Here is a 23699-nt window from a genome sequence, read left to right as displayed (position 1 = left end):
TGATAACAGAAAGTGGGCAGCTGCCGAACATAAGCCCATATCCCTTTCGGGGAGTGAAAATACTCAGTCGACCCTACCTATGAAAACCACGCAAGCGCCATGACCAGAATCTGGCGTGTTTGCTAAGGAGACCTATGCACGATCAGGGACTGCTAATCATCATCTTGCTACTCGCTACAGGCGTGATCCTGGTGGGGGTGCTGCGCTTTTTGCAGTTGCCCGCAGTTTTTGCCTATCTACTGACCGGCGTCATTCTCGGGCCGCATGCCCTTGCTGTCGTGCCCGATCTGGCCAGCACCCGTCAACTGGCAGCATTTGGTGTGGTGTTTCTGATGTTCAGCATTGGGCTGGAATTCAGTCTTTCACAATTCATGAGCATGCGACGACTGATTTTTGGTATGGGCGCTGCCCAGGTTTTGCTTACCAGTGTTATTTTTGTGGGTATTGCTCTGATTATTCCGCTTTCCTGGAAAACCGGCGTGATTCTCGGGGGCATTCTGGCCATGTCATCTACGGCCATGGTAATCCGTGCCCTGGCCGAGAAAATGGAAATGCAGTCCCGTCATGGCCGCATAGCGGTCAGTGTGTTGCTGTTTCAGGATTTGGCCGTGGTTCCCCTGCTGATTCTGATTCCGGCACTGGCAGGGTCCGCCAAAGAGCTTCCTCATGATCTTGCCATGGCTGGTCTTAAAGCGGTGGTGGTGTTATTGGTGTTGCTGGTCATTGGCCGGCCGATAATGCGGCCCTGGTTCCAGTTGATTGCCAACCGCAAATCTACTGAGTTGTTCATGCTCAATGTGTTACTGGTGACCCTGGCGCTAGCGTGGATTACGGAACAAGCCGGGCTTTCTTTGGCTTTGGGCGCATTTGTAGCGGGCATGCTGATTTCCGAAACCGCCTATCGCTATCAGGTGGAAGCTGATATTGCGCCCTTTCGCGATATTCTCCTGGGGCTGTTTTTTGTCACCATCGGGATGTTGGTGGATTTGCCCGCCTGGTGGGCGAATATTGGCTGGGTGCTCATCGTTTTATTGCTGATTGTGTTTCTAAAAGGCTTTCTGGTGTGGGGGCTGAGCCGATTATTCGGTTATGAACCCGGAGTGGCATTACGCTCTGCCATTGTCCTTGCACAAGCGGGAGAATTTGGTTTTGTATTGCTGGCACTGGCCAATCAATACCAATTGTTACCCGCGCATGTGTTGCAGCCGGTGTTGGGCGGTATGTTGTTATCCATGATGTTGGCACCCATTCTGGTAGAACGTAATGGCTGGATTGCGCGCAAATTGGTGGGAAGTTACCGCAATCATCGCGATCAGCAACTCACTGAAATACGCGCCGCTGATCTCAAGGCCCACGTGGTGCTTTGTGGATATGGCCGGGTTGGTCAAAGTGTAGGCCGGGTACTTGAAGAAGAAGCTATTCCTTTTATTGCCCTGGATCTGGATCCGGTGCGGGTCCGTCAAGCGCAGTCTGCAGGAGAGTCCATATTTTATGGGGATGCCAGTCGACGTGACGTTTTGCAGGCGGCGGGGATTTTCTCGGCGCGCGCGGTGGTGATCACCTATGCCAATGTGGCGTCGAGTCAGCGGGTTCTTTCCATAATCAAAGAGCTAATACCAGAATTACCGGTGGTGGTCCGTGCTCATGACGACAGCCAACTGGAAAAATTGGAAGCCGCCGGAGCCGATGAAGTAGTGCCGGAGGTAAACGAAGGAGCATTGATGCTCGCTTCTCAGACCTTATTACTCATCGGTTTCCCCATCAGCACCGTATTACGTCGGGTCCGACGTTTTCGTCAGGAGCGCTACCAGTTCTTCCGGGGTGCGTTCTGGGGCGGTTCTGAACCCGGCGAAGATCAGGCTTCGGCGCGACTGGCTTCTATCCCTTTGGGTGAAACCGCTTTTGGCTTGCGCCTTAGCCTTCGCGAGTTGAATTTGACCAGTTTTGGCGTGTCTGTGGTGGCCGTGCGGCGGCACGGTATTCGCGGGCGTGATCCGGCTCCGGATACCGTATTGAAATCTGGAGATGTACTGGTTTTATTTGGTAGCCCCGCAGCACTGACCAAAGCCGAACTATATGTTCTTGAGGGTAACACTGCACAGGAAACTGCAGTCACCGCATAAGTTTTCAAGCTGGCCAGTAGCCGAATAGTCCAAGAACGCTTTTCTCTATGCTATGTTAAAGTATTATCTGAATATGCGGACCACACAAAAAATTTGAGAGTGATTTATGAATAATGCCATTGATTCCAGTCTGTCCGAAAACCGCCTTTTCGCAGTACCCGCAGATTTTGCTGACCAGGCAAACCTGACGGCAGAAGATTTTGCAGAACTCCAGCAAAAAGCAGCACACGATCCTCAGCAATTTTGGGCTGATCTGGCCCGCCAGCATCTGGACTGGGACACGGAGTTCAAAACGGTACTGGACTCCAGCGACGTGCCGTTTTATCGCTGGTTCAGCGACGGCAAGCTCAATGTGACCCATAACTGCCTGGATCGTCATCTGCATGGGGCACAGCGCCATAAAGCGGCACTGATTTGGGAGGGGGAAGCCGGAGAAGTCCGCACCTATACTTATGCGCAGTTGCACCGGGAGGTCAGCATTTTTACCAATGCGCTCATCCATCAGGGTGTCAAAAAAGGCGATCGGGTCGCCATTTACATGCCCATGGTCCCGGAGGCCGTTGTGGCCATGCTGGCCTGCGCCCGTCTTGGTGCCATTCATACGGTAGTATTTGGCGGCTTTTCTGCTGAGGCGCTTAAAGATCGCCTTGAAGATACGTCTGCCGTGATGCTTATTACCGCAGATGGGGCCTGGCGTGCTGGCAAAAAAGTGCCGCTCAAGCAGCATGCCGATCAAGCATTACTGCGTGAACACGAACATTCCGTGAAACGGGTCATTGTCCTGCGCCGAACCGGTGCGGACATCAACATGCAGGAAGGGCGCGACATCTGGTGGGAGGAAGCTGTTTCCAGACAAAGTGCCGCCTGCCCTGCTTTGCCCATGGCTGCAGAAGATCCGCTGTTTATTCTCTATACCTCCGGTAGTACGGGCAAACCCAAGGGCGTTTTTCACAGCAGCGCCGGTTATTTGCTCTGGACTATGCTGACCACCCGCTGGGCTTTTGATCTGAAGCCTGAAGATGTGTACTGGTGCACGGCAGATGTCGGCTGGATTACCGGACACAGTTATGTGGTGTATGGCCCCCTCGCCAATGGCGCAACCATTTTCATGTACGAAGGCGCGCCCATGTATCCCCAGCCCGACCGTTTCTGGGAAATGATAGCCCGCCATGGAATCAGCGTACTATACACGGCGCCTACGGCTGTTCGGGCTTTCATGAAAATGGGCGATGAATGGCCGGCCAGACATGATTTGTCAAGCTTGCGCCTGCTGGGTACCGTCGGCGAACCGATGAACCCTGAAGCGTGGATGTGGTATTCCCAGCAAATTGGTGCGGGACGCTGCCCCATTGTCGATACCTGGTGGCAAACTGAAACCGGCGGCCACATGATCGCGCCACTTCCCGGCGTCACCGCCAACAAACCCGGCTCCTGCGCCCTCCCCTTACCCGGTATCAGTGCCCGGATTGTGGATGACCAGGGAGATCCTGTTGACGCTCCCGACGCTGGGGGTTATCTGGTGATTGAGCAGCCCTGGCCGGGCATGTTGCGTGGGGTCTGGGGGAATCCGGAGCGTTACATTGAAAGTTATTGGGCCAAATTCAATAACCGCTACTATGTAGCCGGTGACAGCGCCCGTAGGGATCAGGACGGTTATTATTGGGTCATGGGCCGCATTGACGATGTGCTCAATGTTTCTGGACATCGCCTGGGCACGGCCGAAATAGAATCAGCCCTGGTCGCCCATCCGGCAGTGGCAGAAGCTGCTGTGGTAGGGATTCCCCATGAAATCAAGGGAGAAGCCGTTTGTGCTTTTGTTATACTGAAGCATCAACATCAAGGGGATGACCGGGATGAACTCGGTGCGGCATTACGGGTGCAGGCCACTGAACTGATTGGCGCCATTGCCCGGCCGGATGATATACGTTTTACCGACGCCCTGCCCAAGACCCGCTCGGGCAAAATAATGCGCCGATTGTTGCGCTCTATCGCACGGGGCGAGGATGTAACGCAGGACATCAGCACCCTGGAAGATGCGGGTACCCTGCAGCAACTGGGGGCTCAGGACAAACGCTGAGTTCTGCGTAAGCCTGAACACGGCGGATGGCTTGGAAGCTTTTTGCTCCAACGTCCCTTGCCTGTTGTTCTAAGGCTCATCCTGCTGTCAGGAGAGAACTCGCCCTTTGGGCTCAAACAGCTCTCCTGACGGGCGCAGGATTTCACCAAGAACAACAACGGCGCGGGCCAAAGTCGCGGCAAAGCTTCCAAGCCATCCGCCGTGTTCAGAATAAATCAGTGCAGGCGACGCGGGGTGAAGGTGAAATTGTCACCTTCAAGCATCACTTCAATGATTTCACCCGGACTAAAATCCCCGCGCAGTAAACGCTGGGCAAGCGGGTTTTCAATTTCCCGCTGAATGACCCGTTTCAGGGGACGTGCTCCATAAACCGGGTCATATCCCACTTCAGCAAGACGGTCCAATGCCCCCTCACTTAACAACAAATCCATATCCCGCTCTTTCAGGCGCGCCCGCAATGCGCCCATCTGGAGACTGGTGATTTCCCGCAGTTGCACGGCTGTCAGCGGATGGAAAATGACCATCTCATCAATACGATTCAGGAATTCCGGACGGAAATGATCCTGAACCACGTCCATGACGGCGACGCGCATAGCGTCATAATTGCCGCTACGGCTGAACTCCTGAATCCGGTCCGAACCGAGATTGGAAGTCATGACAATGACCGTATTCCGAAAATCTACTGTGCGACCCTGCCCATCCGTCAAGCGACCATCATCGAGCACCTGCAAAAGGACGTTGAACACATCAGCATGGGCTTTTTCCACTTCATCCAGCAGAACAACCGAGTAGGGTTTACGCCGCACCGCTTCGGTCAAATAGCCGCCTTCTTCATAGCCGACATATCCGGGCGGGGCACCAATCAAGCGCGCTACCGAGTGCTTCTCCATAAATTCACTCATATCAATGCGGACCAGTAGGTCTTCACTGTCGAACAGGAATTCTGCCAATGCCTTGGTCAATTCGGTTTTACCCACCCCAGTAGGCCCAAGAAATAAAAATGAGCCATTGGGTCGACGTGGATCAGAAAGTCCTGCACGAGAACGGCGAATGGCATTGGCAACTGCAGCCACTGCCTCGCTTTGTCCCACTACCCGCGCCTGCAGGCGTTCTTCCATTTTCAACAACTTTTCTTTTTCGCCTTCGAGCATTTTCGAGACGGGAATACCTGTCCAGCGGGCCACGACCTCGGCGATTTCTTCTTCACCGACTTCAGTGCGCAGCAGAGTCAGTTTTGTCTGCTTTGCGCCTTCGCCTTGAGTTTCAGCCGCTTTGATCTGGGCTTCGAGGGCCGGAATGACGCTGTATTGTAATTCTGCCATGCGTTCCAGATCATTGGCGCGACGCGCTGTATCCAGATCCACGCGTTTGCGGTCCAGTTCTTTCTGAATTTGCGAAGTGCCTTCGATGGTCAGTTTTTCACCTTTCCAGACTTCTTCCAGATCCTGATATTTTTTATCCAGATCATTGATTTGCGACTGTAAAATATCCAGTCGCTTCAGGCTTGCTTCATCTTTTTCTTTTTCCAGTGCGACCCGCTCAATATTCAACTGAATGATTCGGCGTTCCAGTTCATCCAGTTCCTGAGGTTTGGAATCAATTTCCATTTTGATACGCGATGCTGCTTCATCCATCAGATCAATAGCTTTATCGGGAAGGTTTCGATCTGGAATATAGCGGTGCGATAACTGGGCAGCCGCCACCAACGCCGGATCGGTAATGCGTACCCCATGATGGGCCTCATAACGCTCCTTGAGGCCCCGCAAAATGGCAATACTGTCTTCGACACTGGGCTCATCCACCAGCACCCGCTGGAAGCGACGTTCCAGAGCCGCATCTTTTTCGATGTATTTGCGATATTCATCCAGGGTAGTGGCGCCAATACAGTGCAGTTCACCCCGTGCCAACGCCGGTTTGAGCATATTGCCCGCATCCATGGAACCTTCAGCCTTACCAGCCCCTACCAGAGTATGAATTTCATCAATGAAAAGAATGATTTTCCCTTCACTTTTTTCAAGATCTGTTAAAAGGGCCTTCAGACGTTCTTCAAATTCACCCCGAAACTTGGCGCCGGCAATCAAGGCTCCCAGATCCAGGCCCAAAAGGCGCTTGTCGCGCAGGGATTCCGGTACTTCGCCATTGACCATACGCAAAGCCAGACCCTCAACAATGGCCGTTTTGCCGACGCCCGGCTCACCAATCAACACCGGATTATTCTTGCTGCGTCGCAACAATACCTGAATGGTGCGGCGGATTTCATCGTCGCGCCCAATGACCGGATCCAGCTTGCCCTGTCTAGCTCTTTCGGTGTAATCAGTGGTGTATTTTTCCAGCGCCTGACGTTGTTCTTCAGCATTGGCATCGTTGATTTTTTCGCCACCATGAAGATCATGGACGGCCTGTTCAAGATCCTTGCTGGTGGCTCCTGCAGCTTTGAGCAAGCGTCCGGCCTCGCCCTTGTCTTCCAGCAGGGCGAGCAGAAAATGCTCGGTAGAAATGAAGCTGTCTCCGCGTTTCTGACTGATTTTATCGGCCAGATTGAACATATTGTTCAAGTCACGACTCACCTGTACTTCGCCGGGCTGACCATGTACTTTGGGCATGCCTTCCAATGCGCGACTCAGCTGATTGCGCAGGGCATCCACCTGCACACCAGCTTTGGCAAGTACCGGACGGGCAACCCCCCCCTCCTGATCCAGAAAAGCGATCAAAAAATGAATGGGTTCAATTTGTTGATGATCCTGAGCGAGAGCAAGGCTTTGGGCATCCTGAAAGGCCTGTTGAAATTTGGTGGTCAATTTATCGGTGCGCATGGTAAAGCTCCATGAAATAAACGTTGACCATCACATGGGATCAGCTGGTCTTTTTTTCAAGGGTAGGGGATCCCCGCAATCCTTTAATCAGAAAAACACTGGCCAGCAAGGCCACCAGACCGGCCCCGGCAAAAGTCAGCTGCCCACCCCATTGGGCCCAGGACCAGCCTGCGGCAAGGGCACCCAAGCCGCCGCCCAGGCCATAAACCATACTGGCATAAAGCGCCATGCCCCGGGCCCGCAAGGCTCCGGGAAAACGCTCAGATACCCAGTGTACAGCGGCCAGATGAAAAGCTGCATAACTGGCTGCATGCAGACTCTGGACAAGCACTATCCAGAGTAAGCCCGGCCACCAGGCAATTACGCCCCAGCGCAGCGCAGTCAGAAAAAAGGCGGCCGTAAAAACCAGTGGCACACCAAAGCGACGGATAAAACGATCTCCCCACCAGAAAAAGGCTACTTCGCAAAGCACGGCAAAACCCCAGAGCATGCCGACGCTACTGCTGTTAAGCCCATGCGCCTCGGCATAAATCGAATAAAATGCATAATATACGCCGTGACTGGCCTGTTCGAGCAGGCCCGCCAACAAAAAAAACCAGAGCCCGGCATCCCGCAAGACCGGACTCATGCGCGGACGCAGCTGATGTGACGGATGGGTCTGGATTCCGTAGGGCAAATGACGGCTTACCCACCAGGCAAGCACTAAAAACACGAGGATACCGGGTAAAAATGCGCGCATTCCCCAGTTGCTGATGAACACCCCCATTCCCAGGGACAGGGCAATAAAGCCTAATGAACCCCACAAGCGGATGCGACCATAAGCGGCCGAGCGACGCTGCGCCCAGTCCATCGTGGCCGCATCCACCAATGGCAACGTTGCGGCCCAGAAAAAAGAAAATGCCAAGGTGATAAGCAGAATGACCAGGAAATGACCGGCGCTGAATTCCAGTGCCAGAAACCCGGCAGCGGTGAGCAGAGTCCCCAGCATCACAATCCGGCGGCTCCCCCAGAAGTGGGATAACCACCCCCAGAGATTAGGCGCCAGAACTTTACTGAATTGCACGGCAGCAGTGAGGATGCCAATGGCCAGCGGCGTTTGGCCCTGCGCATGCAACCAGGGTCCCCAGTAGGGCATGAACGCACCCAAGGCGCAGAAATAAACAAAATAGAAGGCGGCCAGCCAGCCCCCTTCCCGTTCAATGCCCATTATTTATGCAGAAATAGGGGGAAGTGGAGACTGTACGTCTCCATTCTGGGCGCGCTGGCGCATCCAGTGATCCATCAAAGTCAAAGCCAGCATGGCTTCAACAATGGGTACCGCACGAATACCTACACAGGGGTCATGGCGACCGGTGGTTACCACTTCCTGTGGCAGACCATGAATATCAATACTTTGACGAGGGATACGGATACTGGAGGTAGGTTTGATGGCCACCGAAAGCGTCAGATTCTGACCGGAAGATATTCCGCCCAGCACTCCGCCGGCATGATTACTCAGAAAACCGTCCGGGGTCAGCGCATCGCCGTGCTGACTGCCGCGCTGCTCGACTACATCAAAACCATCCCCCATGGCCACGGCCTTCACCGCGTTAATGCTCATCATGGCCTTGGCAATATCAGCTTCCAGGCGATCAAAAACAGGTTCTCCCAGTCCTGTCGGCATACCTGTAACCCGGGCATCGACGCGGGCACCGATGGAATCACCTTCCTTGCGCAACGCATCCAGAAATTCTGCCATTTGTTCTGCAGCGCTGGCATCTGGACAAAAAAAGTCATTTTTGGAAATTTCAGCAGCATCAAACGACTGGGCCTTCACAGTTCCCATCTGCGCCATCCAGGCAAGGATTTCCATGCCCAGTCGATCTTTGAGAAATTTACGGGCGACGGCGCCCGCAGCAACGCGCGTCGCGGTTTCGCGAGCCGATGAGCGCCCCCCGCCCCGATAATCCCGTAATCCGTATTTTTGCAAATACGTATAATCTGCATGACCCGGGCGAAACAGATCCTTGATTTTACTGTAATCTTGGGAGCGTTGGTCGGTATTGCGAATCAGCAGGCCGATGGGTGTTCCCGTGGTCACTCCTTCGAATACGCCCGAGAGAATTTCTACCTGATCTTTTTCCTGACGTTGAGTGGTATGGCGCGATTGCCCCGGACGGCGCCGATCCAGATCACCCTGGATATCTTCCGGTGCCAGGGGCATTCCCGGCGGGCAACCATCAATAATACAGCCAATGGCCGGTCCATGACTTTCGCCAAAGGTGCTCACCCGGAAACACTCCCCAAAACTGCTGCCAGCCATGAATTATTTTTCCATTTCGATCATGGCGTAAGCCGAATGGTTATGAATGGATTCAAAGTTTTCCGATGACACCGAAAACCAGCGCACTCGCGGATCTTCCTGCAGACGCAGGGCCACATCCCGAACCATATCTTCGACGAATTTGGGATGATCATAAGCATATTCCGTCACATGCTTTTCATCGGGACGCTTCAGTAAACCATACAATTCACACGAAGCTTCAGCCTCAATTAAATCAATAAGATCCCGAACCCAGATAGTCTCCTGGCTGCGGACATGCACCCAAACATGGGCACGCTGGTTGTGCGCCCCGTATTCTGAAATGCTTTTTGAACAGGGACAGAGGCTGGTTACCGGCACCATGACTCCCAAGGTTAATTGATAGCCTTTCGGGGTAATTTCGCCAATCAATTCCACCTCGTAATCCAGCATGCTTTTGACACCGGAAACGGGTGCCGCTTTTTGCACGAAAAATGGCAGACGCATTTCGAGTCGTGCCGAATCCGCTTCGAGGCGTGTGCACATTTGCTCAACAATGCCCCGAAAAGCTTCGACACTGATCGGCGCTTCCTGGTTATTGAGTATTTCCATGAAACGCGACATGTGGGTACCCTTGAGATGAGCAGGCAGACTGACATACATGTTACACAAGGCAACACTGGGTTGGACTGCTGCATCTCTGTCCGCAATCTGCAGGGGGTGCCTGACGGCACGAATACCTACCTGCTGAATGGGAATGGCACGGGGATCTACCCGACCCTGAACATCTTCAAGAATCTCTGTAGCGCAATTCCTCACGCGCACCTCACTTTGAATAGTGGACCAATTTAGTCAGATATTACGCGTGACCCGGCTTCCGGGCAAGAGAATCCAGCAAAGTACGACCTGCTGCTGTGATTCCAGAAGCATCCAGCCCCAGTTCAGCAAGCCACTGATTGGCATCTCCCTGCTCAATAAACTGATCGGGAAGCCCGAGAATGCGCATAGGAACTATTTGCCCCTGGTTCAACAGGTATTCCGCCACAGCAGAACCCGCGCCACCGGCAATCACTCCCTCCTCTACGGTGAGCAAAGCCTGATGGGTCTGGGTCAACTCCTGGAGCAACTCTTGATCTAATGGTTTGACGAAGCGCATGTTAATAACTGTGGCATCTAACGCTTCTCCAGCCTGCAAAGCTGCTGCAGCCCGTGTACCAAATGCCAATATGGCCAGTTTTTTTCCGGAGCGGATTACCTCAGCCTTGCCTAGTGCTACGGTCCGCTCCAGGTTTTTATCCAGTTCCAGCCCTACGCCAGTCCCACGCGGATAGCGAACCAACGCCGGACCGGGATAAGCAAACCCGGTATTGAGCATGTCGCGCAGTTCCTGCTCATCCTTGGGTGCCATGACCACCAGATTGGGAATGCAGCGTGCATAGGCCATATCAAAGGCACCCTGATGGGTAGCCCCATCGGCGCCCACCAAACCGGCCCGATCAATGGCAAACAATACGGGCAGATTCTGAATGGCGACATCATGCAACAATTGATCATAGGCGCGCTGCAAAAAGGTCGAATAAATGGCCACGACCGGATGGATGCCATCACAAGCCATGCCTGCAGCAAAAGTCACGGCATGCTGTTCGGCTATGCCGACATCATAGTAACGTTCCGGATAAAGCTGCTCAAAACGCACCAGGCCCGAACCTTCGCGCATGGCCGGAGTAATGGCGACCAGACTGGATTCTGCAGCCCCTTTGTCACAGAGCCAATCGCCAAAAACTTTGGTGTAGCTGGGCGGGCCACCCGCCTTTTTGGCCATTTGCCCGTCACTCTGATTGAAAGGGGTGACACCATGATAGCCGCATGGATCCTCTTCGGCTGGTCCGTAGCCTTTGCCTTTTTTGGTCATCACATGCAAAAGACGTGGCCCTTTAATTTTTTTGAGATTTTCCAGGGTAGGAATGAGGGCGTCCAGATCATGACCGTCTATAGGTCCAAAATAATTAAAGCCCATTTCCTCAAAAAGAGTTCCCGGAGTAACCAACCCCTTGACACCTTCCTCAGCTTTTTTAGCCAGCTCGCGCAGCGGCGGCACCAGACTTAGTGCCTGCCCGGCACCATCACGCACGGTATTGTACAAACGCCCGGAAAGGATACGGGTGAGATACTGGGAAACCGCACCGACGTTGGGAGAAATGGACATTTCATTATCATTCAGGACCACCAGCAGGTTGGCGTCCAGTACACCCCCATTATTGAGGGCTTCATAAGCCATTCCGGCGGTCATAGCACCATCGCCGATAATAGCAACCACTTCGCGATCATTTTTTTTCAGTTTCGCGGCTACCGCCATGCCCAGTCCGGCGCTGATTGAGGTACTGGAATGACCAGCCCCAAAACTGTCGTAAGGGCTTTCATCACGTTTGAGAAACCCGGAAAGCCCGTCTTTCATGCGCAGTTGGCCAAAGCGGGGTCCCCGCCCGGTCAGAATTTTATGCGGATAGGCTTGATGACCTACGTCCCAGACCAAGCGATCATCGGGTGTGTTGAAAACCGTATGCAAGGCAACCGCCAGTTCCACTGTACCCAGACAGGAAGACAAATGCCCGCCGGTCTGACTCACGGTTTCCAGGAGAAATTGGCGCAACGTCTTGGCGACACCCTTTAACTCAGTGCGAGACATTCTCCGCAATTCTTCGGGCATGGGAATGCCCTTCAACAAGTCCGTCATTTATTCCGCTCTACAATAAGGCGCGCCAGTGCGCGCAGATGATCCGCCTCATGCTGCAAGGACTGCAAGGCAGCAAGAGCCTCTTCCAGAAGCCGTTGGGCGTAATTCTGGGCTTCTTTCAAGCCCAGCAAGGTGATAAAACTGGGTTTGTTACGACTACGATCTGCGCCTTGCTGGGCTTTGCCGGTTTGTTGCAAATCACCGATTTCATCCAGAATGTCGTCCTGAACCTGAAAGGCCAGCCCAACCCGATCCGCATATTGTAGCAGCATGCCGCCCTGCTCCGAATTTTCTTCAACGCCTGCGGCACAAAGAGCCAGTTGAATAGCGCAACGAATCAGCATTCCGGTTTTATGCAGATGCATTTGCTCAAGAGCTGGCAAAGCCAGCTCATGGCCAACCGCCGCAAGATCAATGGCCTGACCGCCAACCATACCCCGAGAACCGGCTGCCAGGGCTAATGCCGCCAGCATGCGAACTTGCCATTGAGGATCAACGCCCCAATCCGGCTCGGACAGGGCGACAAAAGCCTGGGCCTGCAAACCATCACCCACCAAAATGGCCGTGGCTTCATCATAAGCTTTGTGGCAGGTCGGTAACCCCCGCCGCAAATCATCATTGTCCATGGCCGGGAGATCATCATGGACCAGCGAATAGGCATGAATCATTTCCAGGGCGGCAGCAGGGCGATCGAGTTTTTCCGGGGCAAGGTCCAGACACAGTCCGGTAGCATATACCAGAAGCGGCCGTATGCGCTTGCCGCCACCCAAGGTGCTGTAACGCATAGCGCCGTGCAGACGGGCTGGTAAAATATGTTCGTCGGGCAGCAAGCTTTGTAAAACAGCTTCTATGCGTCGCACAGCATGCTGACGAAATAACGCAAAATTCTGAGTGGTCTCCAGGGCTTCCAGGGTCATTGATTATTCATCCTGAGTCATTGGGGTGGCGTTCTCTCCCAGCAGTATTTCCACGGTCTGGCGCGCCTGCAGTAGTTGTGATTCAGCACGTTTGGCAAGATCCATACCCTGCTTGAACAGAGCTACCGAATCTTCAAGGCCCAGCTGACCACCTTCCAGACGGCGAACCGTAGCTTCGAGGGCATCAAGGGTGCTGGCGAAATCTGCGGGCGTGTCTGCAGAAGAGGGTTCGTTATTCATGTCTTTTTCCATGTTTGCCAATTAAACACTAGGCCCCATCCTCGGGGCAAGCGCAAAAATTTAATTTCATACTGGACGGTCGGTTAATTGGACACTAATATTTCGTCTGGTTTTCCATTCCGAAAGGCTCTTCTCTCCATGTCCATACAAAAGACAGCGCAGATAAACACCCTGTCAAAGCAGGAAGGCACCCGCTTTGACGTGCTTGGTGCCATCAGCGTGTCACATTTCCTCAATGATAGCATTCAATCGTTGATGTTGGCGGTATACCCATTATTCAAAAGCAATTTTGACTTGAGTTTTGCCCAGATCGGGTTGATTACCCTGGCTTACCAGCTGACGGCCTCCATTATTCAACCACTGGTCGGGCGTTATACAGATGGACATCCTCTGCCTTTTTCGTTGCCTATTGGAATGGTATCCACCTTTGCGGGTTTATTGTTACTCTCCATTGCACCCAATTATCTGATACTCCTGCTTGCAGCCGCACTGGTGGGTCTGGGTTCATCGGTGTTTCACCCTGAATCCTCGCGGGTGGCGCGAATGGCTTCGGGTGGTCGTCATGGCCTCGCCCAGTCCATTTTTCAGGTGGGGGGTAATGTTGGCACCGCCGTTGGTCCGCTGTTAGCGGCATTTATTGTCATGCCCAATGGCCAGCACAGCTTGTCCTGGTTTTCCCTGGCCGCCCTGTTGGCCATTGTGATTCTGACTTTTGTGGGGCGTTGGTACCAACATCAGCATCGCCATCCGAAAAAGCACCGTACCGAAGTGCGCGAAGCGCTGCTTCCGGCAAAACTGGTCAAACGCAGCATTATCATTCTGGTCGCTCTGATGTTTTCCAAATTTCTTTACCTGACCAGTATCAGCAGCTATCTGATTTTTTATCTGATGCAACGTTTTCACATTGCCACCCAGGAAGCCCAGTTGCATTTATTTATTTTTCTGGCGGCGGTTGCCGCTGGAACCTTGATGGGTGGACCCATTGGTGACCGCATTGGTCGCAAGAAGGTCATCTGGGTTTCCCTTTTGGGAATCGCGCCTTTTACCCTGGCCCTGCCCTACGTCGGCCTAACCATGAGTGCACTATTAACAGTGGTCATTGGTTTTCTGCTCGCTTCGGCCTTTCCGGCCATGGTGGTTTACGCCCAGGAGCTGGTTCCCGGTAAGGTTGGTACCATTTCAGGATTGTTTTTTGGCCTGGCTTTCGGTCTGGGTGGGGTGGGTGCTGCGGTTCTGGGTGAGCTCGCGGATGTCTGGAGTATCCAGGTGGTTTACCAGATTTGTGCGTTCCTGCCGCTGCTGGGCTTGCTTGCAGCATTGCTTCCGCATATTCCAGCACCGCACAAAAGCGCGCATTAACCGGCTTTACTCGTGGCGGTTGATAGGACAAGCTAAGCACTGCCGCCCGCCTTGCGCGGGCATATTTCATGAGCGGCACTGCCGCGAGGTTAGGACGATTGGCCTTCGCTGAACAAAAGTTTTACTTTTTGATTCCTGATGAAAAACCCCATTGGAGTGAAAGTCTGGCTCCGTGGTTGGTGGTTTCAGCAATCTTGGTGGCCCTCGCCCTGTTTTTACTGATTCATGTCCAGAAGCCCAAAATGCAGGCATTGCACAACCAGACTGAAGTCAATAAAACTTTTCATATTATGCCGTTACCCAATAAGGCCGTGACACCCAGTCCGGTAAAACCGCAGGTAATCCCTCATCCCCGGCCAGTGGTGAAACCACACCCGGTGAAGCCGCAGCTGCGACCAGTACCAGTACCCCGACCGGTGCCACGCCCCGTACCACACCCGGTATTTCATCCTCGTGCGCTGCCGCAAAAACCGCAACCTGCTGTTTCTCAGGCGCCATCCACCCTGCAAAGCATCCAGCCCTCAGGTCCACCCCATATCAATTTGGGAAGGCTGCAGGAACAAATGGACCAAGCCGCGCGTGAAGCTACCGCCAGCCCGCCTTTACCCAAATTCGAGAACCCCAAAGGACCGGTAGCCGATTTTTACATCGCCGGCTGGATTCAGAAGCTGGAACGCATTGGCGATCTCAATTATCCCGGCTCTATGGTGGGTCAATTGAAAGTTAAGGTGGTGCTCAATCCCCAGGGCGGACTGGAGCGCATCATCATGGTCGATCCTTCCGGCAACAAGGAACTGGATGCAGCGGCTGAGCGCATTATTCGACTTTCATTTCCCTACATGCCTTTTTCCAAGCAACTGGCAGCCCAAACCCGGAAAATTGAAATTCCGCTGAATATGCATTTCATGGGTGTGCGCCATGTGCGTGCCTTGTATTGATTCATGAGGAGAACTCTTTGAAAAAACGTAAAGTGGGTCCACTGTTGTTCGCGCTGTTTCTGGTGCTCTGGGCAGCTGCCATGATTGCGCTTGTAGTCATTGGTTTTACCAATATTCAGCCGAAGGGTATTGGTAGCGCAGCTTCTGCTCCCAACGCCTCATCTGCACTCAAGGACGGTCATCATGGATAGCATGCGTATGGCGAAAATACTCGGTTGGGCAGGAATTATTCCCCTTATTCTTGCCAATCTGGGATTCTGGAAAGGTTACGGTGTGGTGGCTTTGACTTTGGGTAATATGTACGCCGCTATTATTCTCGGTTTTCTTGGTGCCATTCACTGGGGCCTGGCCATGAACCGTGAACACAGCGATGACGCACCCATGTTGATGATGTGGAGTGTTATTCCGGCATTATGGGGGTTTTTTGCTTTATGGTGGTCAGCACCCGTAGCGCTGGCCCTGCTGATTCTGGGCTTTATCGCACAGTGGTTCGCCGATTATCGTATAAATAAGCGCTTGAACTTGCCAAATTGGTTTTTGCCGTTGCGCAGCGGCTTGACTGCGGCAGTTATTAGCCTGCTGGGATTACTGCTACTGCAGTTATACGCCGGTTTTTAGGCCGGCGTGAACGTCTCAATGACTGGTATTTTCGCCCTGTTGACTGGCGATTTCCTCACGGACTTTATCCATATCAAGTGCGAGTGCCTGCTGGATAACTTCTTCCAGCGCGCTGGCAGGTAGCGAACCAGCCTGGGAAAAAATACCAATCTGCTGACGAAAAATGGTCAATGTGGGAATGGAACGAATCTGGAAGGAAGCACCCAGTTCCTGTTCCACATCCGTATTTACCTTGCCAAAAACAATATCCGGGTATTTTTCGGCTGCAGCCTCAAAAGTTGGGGCAAAAGCCTTGCAAGGCGCACACCAAGGGGCCCAGAAATCGACAATAACCATGTCATTTCCGGTAACTATTTGTTCAAAGTTTTCCTGGGTAAGTTCCACTACAGCCATGCTATGTCCTCTCGTAAACAGGATTGCGCAGAATCGCGCGCGGCAGACGGGACCATCCCGAATGACAGTAAAGTGTTATATGCTGACCTTAAAGCGCAGGGCAGATGGGGTCAAGGGATGAGGTCAAGACATGCGTATTTCTGAAGAATCTATGCCGGTACTGTCAGTCAGTGCACTGAACAGTACGGCCCGGGAAATTATTGAAGGCAATTTTCCGCTGTTACGCGTCGAGGGTGAAATTTCCAATTTCAGTGCGCCGGGCTCTGGCCATTGGTATTTTTCTCTCAAGGACAGTCGCGCCCAGGTACGTTGCGCTATGTTTCGGCAACGAAATTTATATAGCCGGGTGCAACCACGAAACGGCTTGCAAATTCAGGTGCTGGCACAACCTACGCTCTATGAGGGTCGGGGTGAATTTCAGCTGATTATTGAGCAATTGCAAGAATCCGGCGAAGGTGACTTGCAGGCGCGTTTTCTGGCATTAAAAGAAAAACTTGCAGCCGAAGGGCTTTTTGAAGCACATCTAAAGCGTCCACTGCCCACATGGCCACAACGGGTGGCCGTGATCACTTCGGCAACCGGTGCAGCCCTGCACGATATCCGGGCAACCCTGGCCAGACGCTGGCCATTACTCAGCGTACTGGTTTATCCGGTACTGGTTCAGGGGGATCAGGCTGCCGGCCAGATTGTCGAAGCCTTGGGGCGCGCCAATGCGCGCAGCACCGAAGATGTGCTGATTCTTGCCCGTGGTGGTGGCAGCACGGAAGATCTCTGGTGTTTCAATGAAGAAATGGTGGCCCGTGCCATTCGCGCCTCGCGCATTCCGGTAGTCACCGGAATTGGTCACGAAATTGATTTTACCATTGCGGACTTTGCCAGTGATCTGCGCGCGGCCACTCCCACCGCCGCTGCCGAAGCAGTCAGTCCTGATCGGAACGAGTGGTTGCCCAAAGTACAGGCGCAACATTATCAACTTGAAAAGCTCATGCTCAGAAAGCTGCAGGATGAATCCCAGCGCCTCGATTTTTTGCAAATACGCCTGCGCCATCCTGGAGAAGGTTTGGATGCGGCCCAGCGACGCCTGCAACTCGCTCGTGAGAACTTGACTCGAGCCATGGCCTTGCAACTGTCATCCCAGGCGCAGCAACTAGCCTATCTCCAGGAGCGACGGGCGCGTCAGGATCCAGGACAACGCCTGCAAATTCTGGAAAAGCAACTGCGCGAAAGCCAGAAAAATCTGGGAACCGTCATGCTCGATATTTTGCAGCGAGCGGACCTGCGCCAGCAACAATCTACGTCTGCACTGCGCTTGCTGGATCCTCTGGCAGTATTGCAAAGAGGCTTTGCGGTAATACGGGATACATCCGGAAGAGTTATTTTCGAAAGTCAGAGCACCCATCCCGGTGAAAAACTGGTAGCTACCCTGGCGAAGGGCAGTATCAGTTGCGAAGTCACGAAATGTGAATATGAAAATCTATGAGTTTTCACGTGATTTTTACGGCAGCCGAATGAGCTTTCTAACTGCCGACGTTAGGACAAAGAAATAGTCTCTTCTTTTACGGCCTCATCCAGCAGTTCTTGAGGAACTCCGCGCTTTCGCAGTGCTGAAAGTAGTCGAGCCGTAGCCCCAAAGCTGAAATGTGCTTCATCTTTCCGCAGTCCCTCACTGACATAGGCTTTAAGTAAGGGTTGATAGCCGCTAAACCCTTTCTGTGGAGCTATTTCCTTGAGAGACTCCACCACATCTACCGGAATCCGCAGAGTTACCGTAGTCATGGGACGGTCTTTGTTTAACCGAGTTTTGATGCGCTCAGGAATACTCATAACTTTGCCTCTCTTCATTCGTTAATTTACGGGCTGAAATAATACGGATAAATTCATTCTCTGTTTCAATGTGGACCACAAACAGACCATACCCTGACATGCTCCAACCTATGGCTGCATCACGTGTTTCATGATGGCTACTGGCATCCACCAGACGAAACAAAGGGTCGAAAAATACAGTTGCCGCCTCTTCGAAGGTTACTCCGTCATGCTTTCTGGAGTTGATGACGGCCTTCCTGTCGTCCCAGACAAAAGATAACCCAAGCAATTCGTATTTAACGTCCATGCCATGGATTTTATGGCGACGATTTACTTTGTCAATACACTTTCCCGGATTCTGAGGGCTGGTTTCACTTGGATACCGTATGCGAGCTATCGACAAAAGCTAGGCTGACGCTTTACTCTTCCCACTCGCTGCCGCTGACCCAGTGGTGAATTTATTCTGAACAGGGTGGATCCCTGCAATTCCGAGGAGTCTTCATGACCAATCCACAAGTCGTACTGCATAGCAACAAGGGCGATATTGTCATCGAACTGGATGCCGAAAAGGCCCCCAACACGGTCGAAAACTTTTTGAGCTATGTTGATGAAGGTTTTTTTGATGAAACCATTTTTCATCGGGTCATTCCCGGTTTCATGGTTCAGGGCGGCGGTTTTACGGCAGATATGCAGCAGAAAAAAACCCATGCGCCCATCCAAAATGAGGCGGAAAACGGTCTGAAAAATCTGCGCGGAACCTTGGCCATGGCCCGCACCAATGATCCCCATTCAGCCACTGCCCAGTTTTTCATCAATCTGACTGATAATGATTTCCTGAACTTCAAAGCCGCTTCTGGCACAGGTTGGGGTTACGCGGTCTTCGGAAAAGTCGTCAGCGGCATGGAAGTAGTGGACGAAATCGCCAAAGTGCCTACCGGCAATAAAGGCATGCACCAGGATGTGCCCAAAGATACCGTCACCATTGAAAAGGGCGAGCGTATCGCTACGGCCTGACATGCCCTATCTGGATGTGGATTTTGAAGACGGACCGATCTGGTTCATTTCTGATCTGCACCTGAGCCCCCGGCAGCCTGACCTGACCCGGCTTTTTCAGCAGTTTTGCGAAACCCGGGCTAAAGAAGGGCGGGCTGTTTTTATTCTCGGGGACCTGTTTGATTACTGGGTCCATGCCGATCAATCCCGGGAAAGCGCCTACGCCGAAGTGTTTGCGCACCTGCAGCAATTGGTTGCAGCAGGTATTCGGGTCTATGTGATGGTTGGCAACCGGGATTTTGCCTTGAGCAAAAACTTGCTCGCGTCCTTTGGCCTTATTCCTATTCCCGACCCGATGGCCTTGCGCCTGGGTACCCAGTATATCCTGCTCACCCATGGTGATCTGCTCTGTACTGATGACCGCCGCTATCAGCTTTTCCGGCGGGTGATTCGCCATCCCCTGATTCGCCTCAGCGTCGGTAATCTCCCCTACTCCTTCTTGCAAAAATTGGCGACCGGTCTGCGGCGCGGAAGCACCCGCGCCGTCCAGAAAAAATCCCTGAATATTACCGACGCTCATCCTCTGGCGATCCACACGGCACTGCGGTACGGAATTGCGGATCAGCACCTGGAGCAGGGTTTTGATGTGCTCGTACATGGGCATACGCATCGCCCCGTCTGGGAACACACTGACGACGGCTGGCGGATGGTGCTGGGTGCCTGGAGCCCGGATGCAGCCTGCATTGGACGTTGGGCGGCTGGTCAGTGGTCGCTGGAAAAAATAACGCGCATCCCTTAGGCTTCAGTAACACTGGATGAGAGCAGAAATGCCATGGAAAAACGCGGACTCAGTACTGAAGAAGCGGTTTTACTGCAGCAGCAGTTTGGTCTCAATCAATTACCTGCTCCAAGCCCAACGCCCTGGTGGCGAAGACTCCTACAACAATTTAACAACTCTCTGATTTTCATACTCAGCATTGCCGCTATTTTTTCAGCAGCCCTTGGTCACTGGGTGGATAGTGGCATCATCGTCGCTGTGATTCTGATCAATACTATGCTGGGCTTTATTCAGGAAAACCGCGCAGAGCAGGCTGTTGCTGCCCTGCAGTCGTACCTGATGGAATATTCGCTGGTACTTCGCGATGGTCATTGGCAAAAACTGCCCTCCGCAAATCTGCTGCCTGGCGATTGGGTACGGATTGAAAACGGAGAGAGAATAGCGGCAGACCTGCATATTCGTGAAGCACATCAGCTTCAGGTCGATGAATCCTTGCTGACAGGCGAATCGGTTCCTGTGGATAAACAGCCGATCAACGACAATGAACTAGGTGTGTTGCATGCCGGAACCATGGTCTCGCGGGGTTCCGGTGTGGGTGAAGTCTTTGCAATTGGTGGCGCAACGTCCATCGGTCATATTCAGAAGTTGCTGGCGCAAACCAAGGCTGGTAAATCGCCATTACTGATAGGCATCAATCAGTTATCCCGATGGCTGGGGCTGGGCGTATTCCTCCTGGCTATTATCGCTTCCCTTATCGCCTGGACGCATGGTGACAGTCTCGAATTTGCAATCCTTGCGGCCATCAGTCTGGCTGTGGCTATTATTCCGGAAGGTCTTCCCGCAGTTATCAGTATCAGTCTGGCCCTCGGTGTCCAGCGTATGGCGCAAAGGGGCTCCATCATCCGCCAATTACCCGCAGTAGAAACTCTCGGAGCCGTGACGGTCATTTGTACGGATAAAACCGGCACTCTGACCGAAAACCGCATGGCCGTAGAGGACTTGCGCCTGACCCAGAATGATCCCGAGAGCTTGCACAGGGCGCTGGAAAACATGCTGCTCTGTAATGACGCAGAAATATCTGACGTCGGACAGGGTAGCGGCGACCCGTTGGAACAGGCGCTTATACGCTATGCACACGGCGAGGATGGCGCATTAATCCATTATCAAAAACGCAATCCCCGCCTGGATACACGTCCTTTTGACCATGAAAGCCCTTACATGGCGACCTTGCATGCTGATCGCATCGCCATCAAGGGTGCACCGGAATTCGTGTTGCAGCACTGCTTTCAAGAGTTGGATCAGACGGTCGGTTTCTGGGAGGGGGTTATTTCGGAGATGGCGAATCTGGGCCTGCGTACTATTGCTCTTGCCGAAGCGGATATATCTCGCTGGTCTTCTCTGGATCAGGGGGGCTGGCGCTGGTTGGGCGTCGTTGCTCTGCTCGATCCACCGCGACAGGCAGTACCGGCGGCAATTGCAGCCTGTCGGGGAGCCGGTATCCGGGTGATTATGGTTACTGGTGATCATCCCCGCACCGCAGCGACTATTGCCCGCCAGATAGGTCTTGTGGATGCTGGTTCTGTTCGGGTAGTTGATCATGGGCAATGGTTGGCCGCTTCGCCTGCAGAACGTCAACAATTGGCGCGTGAGGTGAATGTATTTGCCAGGGTACAGCCCACTGACAAGCTGGAGCTGGTAAAAACGTTGCAAGACGAAGGGGAAATCGTCGCGATGACGGGAGATGGCGTTAATGATGCTCCGGCATTGCGTCGTGCCCAGATTGGGGTGGCCATGGGGCTTTCAGGTAGTACCGTTGCTCGCGAAGCCGCCGCCATGATTCTTGCCGATGATGATTTTGCGCATATTGCCTGCGCTGTGGCAGAAGGCCGTCATATTTATAACAACATCCAGCATACCGCACTGTTCATGCTGCCCACCAATTTTGCCCAGGGCATGGTGATTTTTCTGGCGGTTATTTTCAGAATGATTTTACCCATTACGCCCTTGCAAATTTTGTGGATCAATACGGTGACTGCCATTACTTTGGCGCTTGTTTTTGCTTTCATGGGCGCTGATAAGGCCTTGATGCAGCAATTGCCAAGACCCATTGCTCAGCCCCTGCTTCCTGGAACTCTCTGGATCCGCATTACGTTAATGACCCTTTTTTTGGTGATGATGGTATTTGCGATTTTTAAAACAGGCATTGCTTTTTATGATGTTGTGCATGCCCGCACATTGGCCGTGAATGGATTAATGGCCATGGAAGGGGCTGTACTTCTGGCGATGTATGGATCCTGGCGGAATGATCGCGGTGACTGGATATTGATTATCAGCCTCGTAGTCATGATCCTGCTCCAGGCTCTATTTTCGCAGTTACCATTTTTACAGCTTGTTTTTCAGACTACATCCCTGTCGTTAAACGATATCGGTATTATTTTTCTCACAGCCCTGCTGGCCTGGCTGGCAGCACGCCTGATCTTGCACCCGCTGCAAACTTTCACTTTGAAAAGCTGAAATCTTCATCCATGCCCGGATCATGCTAGACTAGGTCCAGTTTCTGGAGAATTCAGGAGATATTGATGAAAATAGAAAAAATACATGGCCAGGCCAAACGGCCAAAACCGCGTCTGGGTGTTCACCCTACCCGTATCGAGAAAGACCAGACGGTTTACAACCGCAAGGTCAAACATCGTGGCAATAATGGTCATCAGGGAGAGGGGCATACCGTGACGATGCGTCATCGTCAGCGTATGCCCCTTTCTGCTTCCACACTATGGAATAATGGCTGCATCGCTTAAACCACAGCCCGTTGAATCCGGCTGGCTGCTGCGCTGGTGGCGGGATTCCCTGATTCTGCTGCGTGCTTCGCCCCGGTCTTTTGCGCTGCTTTATCTGGTGCTGTTGCTACTGAATATAGCCTGGCAACCACTTGTACTAAGTATTCCCATCTCCTGCATTGTCATGGCAATTATATTTGCCGTCGCCATGGCGATTCATCAGGGCAGTACACAGTTGACCGACGTAGGCCGCAGCATTCGCGACGTACCCTGGTGGCCCCTCTTGCGGCTCATCCTGGAAATAGCCCTGCTGGTTGCGGCATTGCTGATGCTGATGCTGATATTCCGGCATTATCTGCAGAGTATATTCAGTCAGGATCATATTTCCTCAGCGGCGACTTTGCACAATCTGAAATCTGCCGACTGGCAAAAGCTGCCGGACTGGTTGCGTTCGCTCATCACCAATGCCCTTGGTACCGCACAGACCATGCTGGGTAATGCATTTTTGCTGCTGTCTGTTGGCGTCATTGTCACGGGTATCACCCAGAGAGGTTATCTGGCCCTGCTGGCAGGATTCCAGGCTGTGCTGGCCAATGTGCGGGTATGGCTGGCTTTCTTGCTGGCAAGCCTGCTGCTACAGGGGGTCATCACCTTCATTTCGGCGCGCCTGCATACTTATGCTGCGGCACTGCTGGTATCCCTGGTTGGGGTTGCCTTATTGATACTGGTTGGGCTGTACGGCTGGTGTTTTGTGCGCGAGACTTTCGGTCTGCCTGGCGCTCAGGTAGCCAAACAGGCAACAGCCCTCGCCCGAAAAAATGCGGCAGCGCATGCCTGAAATTTTTTTGCTGATCC

At 52.9% G+C, this 23699-nt stretch carries 22 protein-coding genes; 12 read left to right on the top strand and 10 right to left on the bottom strand.

Features of this window, described 5'->3' with window-relative positions:
• Window positions 1-134 precede the first annotated feature (134 nt).
• Window positions 135-2123, top strand: a complete 1989-nt coding sequence (locus BLW97_RS06790; protein WP_075322737.1) for a monovalent cation:proton antiporter family protein — start codon at window positions 135-137, stop codon at window positions 2121-2123.
• 106 nt (window positions 2124-2229) lie between these two features.
• Window positions 2230-4200, top strand: coding sequence for an acetate--CoA ligase (gene acs / locus BLW97_RS06785; protein ID WP_075322736.1), 1971 nt, complete (start codon window positions 2230-2232; stop codon window positions 4198-4200).
• A 215-nt stretch (window positions 4201-4415) separates the two neighbouring features.
• On the opposite strand, the gene clpB is transcribed toward acs, so the two are convergent.
• Genes clpB through xseB form a run of 7 tightly spaced genes read right to left on the bottom strand, consistent with a single transcriptional unit; the run spans window position 4416 to window position 13185 of the window.
• Entirely contained in the window at window positions 4416-7013 is a 2598-nt protein-coding gene (clpB, locus tag BLW97_RS06780) for an ATP-dependent chaperone ClpB (protein WP_075322735.1), read from the bottom strand.
• Window positions 7014-7053: 40 nt separating this feature from the next.
• Window positions 7054-8220, bottom strand: coding sequence for an MFS transporter (locus BLW97_RS06775; RefSeq protein ID WP_075322734.1), 1167 nt, complete (start codon window positions 8218-8220; stop codon window positions 7054-7056).
• Between the two features lie 3 nt (window positions 8221-8223).
• Complete coding sequence (gene aroC, locus BLW97_RS06770) at window positions 8224-9315, bottom strand: chorismate synthase (RefSeq protein WP_024893760.1); 1092 nt, start codon at window positions 9313-9315, stop codon at window positions 8224-8226.
• A gap of 3 nt (window positions 9316-9318) precedes the next feature.
• Window positions 9319-10113: a GTP cyclohydrolase FolE2 gene (folE2, locus tag BLW97_RS06765; RefSeq protein ID WP_024893759.1), complete on the bottom strand. Its 795-nt coding sequence runs from the start codon at window positions 10111-10113 to the stop codon at window positions 9319-9321.
• Window positions 10114-10153: 40 nt separating this feature from the next.
• Window positions 10154-12028, bottom strand: a complete 1875-nt coding sequence (gene dxs, locus BLW97_RS06760) for a 1-deoxy-D-xylulose-5-phosphate synthase (RefSeq protein ID WP_075322733.1) — start codon at window positions 12026-12028, stop codon at window positions 10154-10156.
• Window positions 12025-12945 carry a farnesyl diphosphate synthase gene (locus tag BLW97_RS06755; protein ID WP_075322732.1) on the bottom strand — a complete coding sequence of 307 codons (921 nt, stop codon included), beginning with the start codon at window positions 12943-12945 and terminating at the stop codon, window positions 12025-12027. Before BLW97_RS06755 ends, dxs begins: the two co-directional genes overlap by 4 nt.
• Window positions 12946-12948: 3 nt before the next feature.
• Window positions 12949-13185: an exodeoxyribonuclease VII small subunit gene (gene xseB, locus BLW97_RS06750; protein ID WP_024893757.1), complete on the bottom strand. Its 237-nt coding sequence runs from the start codon at window positions 13183-13185 to the stop codon at window positions 12949-12951.
• A 138-nt stretch (window positions 13186-13323) separates the two neighbouring features.
• On the opposite strand from xseB, the gene BLW97_RS06745 reads away from it, so the two are divergent.
• From BLW97_RS06745 to BLW97_RS06735, 4 genes are all read left to right on the top strand, one after another.
• A complete protein-coding gene (locus BLW97_RS06745; RefSeq protein ID WP_075322731.1) occupies window positions 13324-14544 on the top strand; it encodes an MFS transporter in 1221 nt (406 codons plus the stop codon).
• A 68-nt stretch (window positions 14545-14612) separates the two neighbouring features.
• On the top strand, window positions 14613-15482 hold the full coding sequence (locus tag BLW97_RS06740; protein ID WP_242947727.1) for an energy transducer TonB family protein: 870 nt from the start codon (window positions 14613-14615) through the stop codon (window positions 15480-15482).
• Window positions 15483-15499: 17 nt separating this feature from the next.
• Entirely contained in the window at window positions 15500-15673 is a 174-nt protein-coding gene (locus BLW97_RS19630; RefSeq protein WP_010639056.1) for a hypothetical protein, read from the top strand.
• The gene (locus BLW97_RS06735; protein WP_010639058.1) at window positions 15666-16100 is read left to right on the top strand and encodes a DUF3429 domain-containing protein; all 435 of its coding nucleotides are present in this window, start codon (window positions 15666-15668) and stop codon (window positions 16098-16100) included. Before BLW97_RS19630 ends, BLW97_RS06735 begins: the two co-directional genes overlap by 8 nt.
• A 15-nt stretch (window positions 16101-16115) precedes the next feature.
• On the opposite strand, the gene trxA is transcribed toward BLW97_RS06735, so the two are convergent.
• A complete protein-coding gene (trxA, locus tag BLW97_RS06730; RefSeq protein WP_010639060.1) occupies window positions 16116-16493 on the bottom strand; it encodes a thioredoxin in 378 nt (125 codons plus the stop codon).
• Between the two features lie 130 nt (window positions 16494-16623).
• On the opposite strand from trxA, the gene xseA reads away from it, so the two are divergent.
• On the top strand, window positions 16624-17973 hold the full coding sequence (gene xseA, locus BLW97_RS06725; protein ID WP_075322729.1) for an exodeoxyribonuclease VII large subunit: 1350 nt from the start codon (window positions 16624-16626) through the stop codon (window positions 17971-17973).
• Window positions 17974-18023: 50 nt separating this feature from the next.
• Here the strand turns inward: xseA and BLW97_RS06720 are convergent, their stop codons facing one another.
• Window positions 18024-18317, bottom strand: coding sequence for a hypothetical protein (locus tag BLW97_RS06720; protein WP_010639063.1), 294 nt, complete (start codon window positions 18315-18317; stop codon window positions 18024-18026).
• Window positions 18304-18603 (bottom strand): BrnT family toxin, encoded by a 300-nt coding sequence (locus BLW97_RS06715; RefSeq protein ID WP_010639066.1) that lies wholly within the window; start codon window positions 18601-18603, stop codon window positions 18304-18306. The genes BLW97_RS06720 and BLW97_RS06715 overlap by 14 nt, the downstream gene beginning before the upstream one ends.
• A 194-nt stretch (window positions 18604-18797) precedes the next feature.
• On the opposite strand from BLW97_RS06715, the gene BLW97_RS06710 reads away from it, so the two are divergent.
• The 5 genes from BLW97_RS06710 (at window position 18798) to BLW97_RS06690 (ending at window position 23682) form a co-directional block, all read left to right on the top strand.
• A complete protein-coding gene (locus tag BLW97_RS06710) occupies window positions 18798-19310 on the top strand; it encodes a peptidylprolyl isomerase (protein ID WP_024893752.1) in 513 nt (170 codons plus the stop codon).
• Window positions 19279-20088, top strand: coding sequence for a UDP-2,3-diacylglucosamine diphosphatase (locus tag BLW97_RS06705; protein WP_242947725.1), 810 nt, complete (start codon window positions 19279-19281; stop codon window positions 20086-20088). Before BLW97_RS06710 ends, BLW97_RS06705 begins: the two co-directional genes overlap by 32 nt.
• 33 nt (window positions 20089-20121) lie before the next feature.
• On the top strand, window positions 20122-22581 hold the full coding sequence (locus tag BLW97_RS06700) for a cation-translocating P-type ATPase (RefSeq protein WP_024893750.1): 2460 nt from the start codon (window positions 20122-20124) through the stop codon (window positions 22579-22581).
• Between the two features lie 65 nt (window positions 22582-22646).
• Window positions 22647-22865 (top strand): hypothetical protein, encoded by a 219-nt coding sequence (locus tag BLW97_RS06695; RefSeq protein ID WP_024893749.1) that lies wholly within the window; start codon window positions 22647-22649, stop codon window positions 22863-22865.
• A complete protein-coding gene (locus tag BLW97_RS06690) occupies window positions 22849-23682 on the top strand; it encodes a hypothetical protein (RefSeq protein ID WP_075322727.1) in 834 nt (277 codons plus the stop codon). The genes BLW97_RS06695 and BLW97_RS06690 overlap by 17 nt, the downstream gene beginning before the upstream one ends.
• Window positions 23683-23699: the final 17 nt, after the last annotated feature.

Origin of the sequence: Acidithiobacillus albertensis, assembly GCF_001931655.1 — a bacterium.
In the GTDB taxonomy this organism is placed as follows: Bacteria; Pseudomonadota; Gammaproteobacteria; order Acidithiobacillales; family Acidithiobacillaceae; genus Acidithiobacillus; species Acidithiobacillus thiooxidans.
The sequence above is the reverse complement of the archived record's forward strand: the minus strand, read 5'-3'. Positions and strand labels throughout refer to the sequence as shown.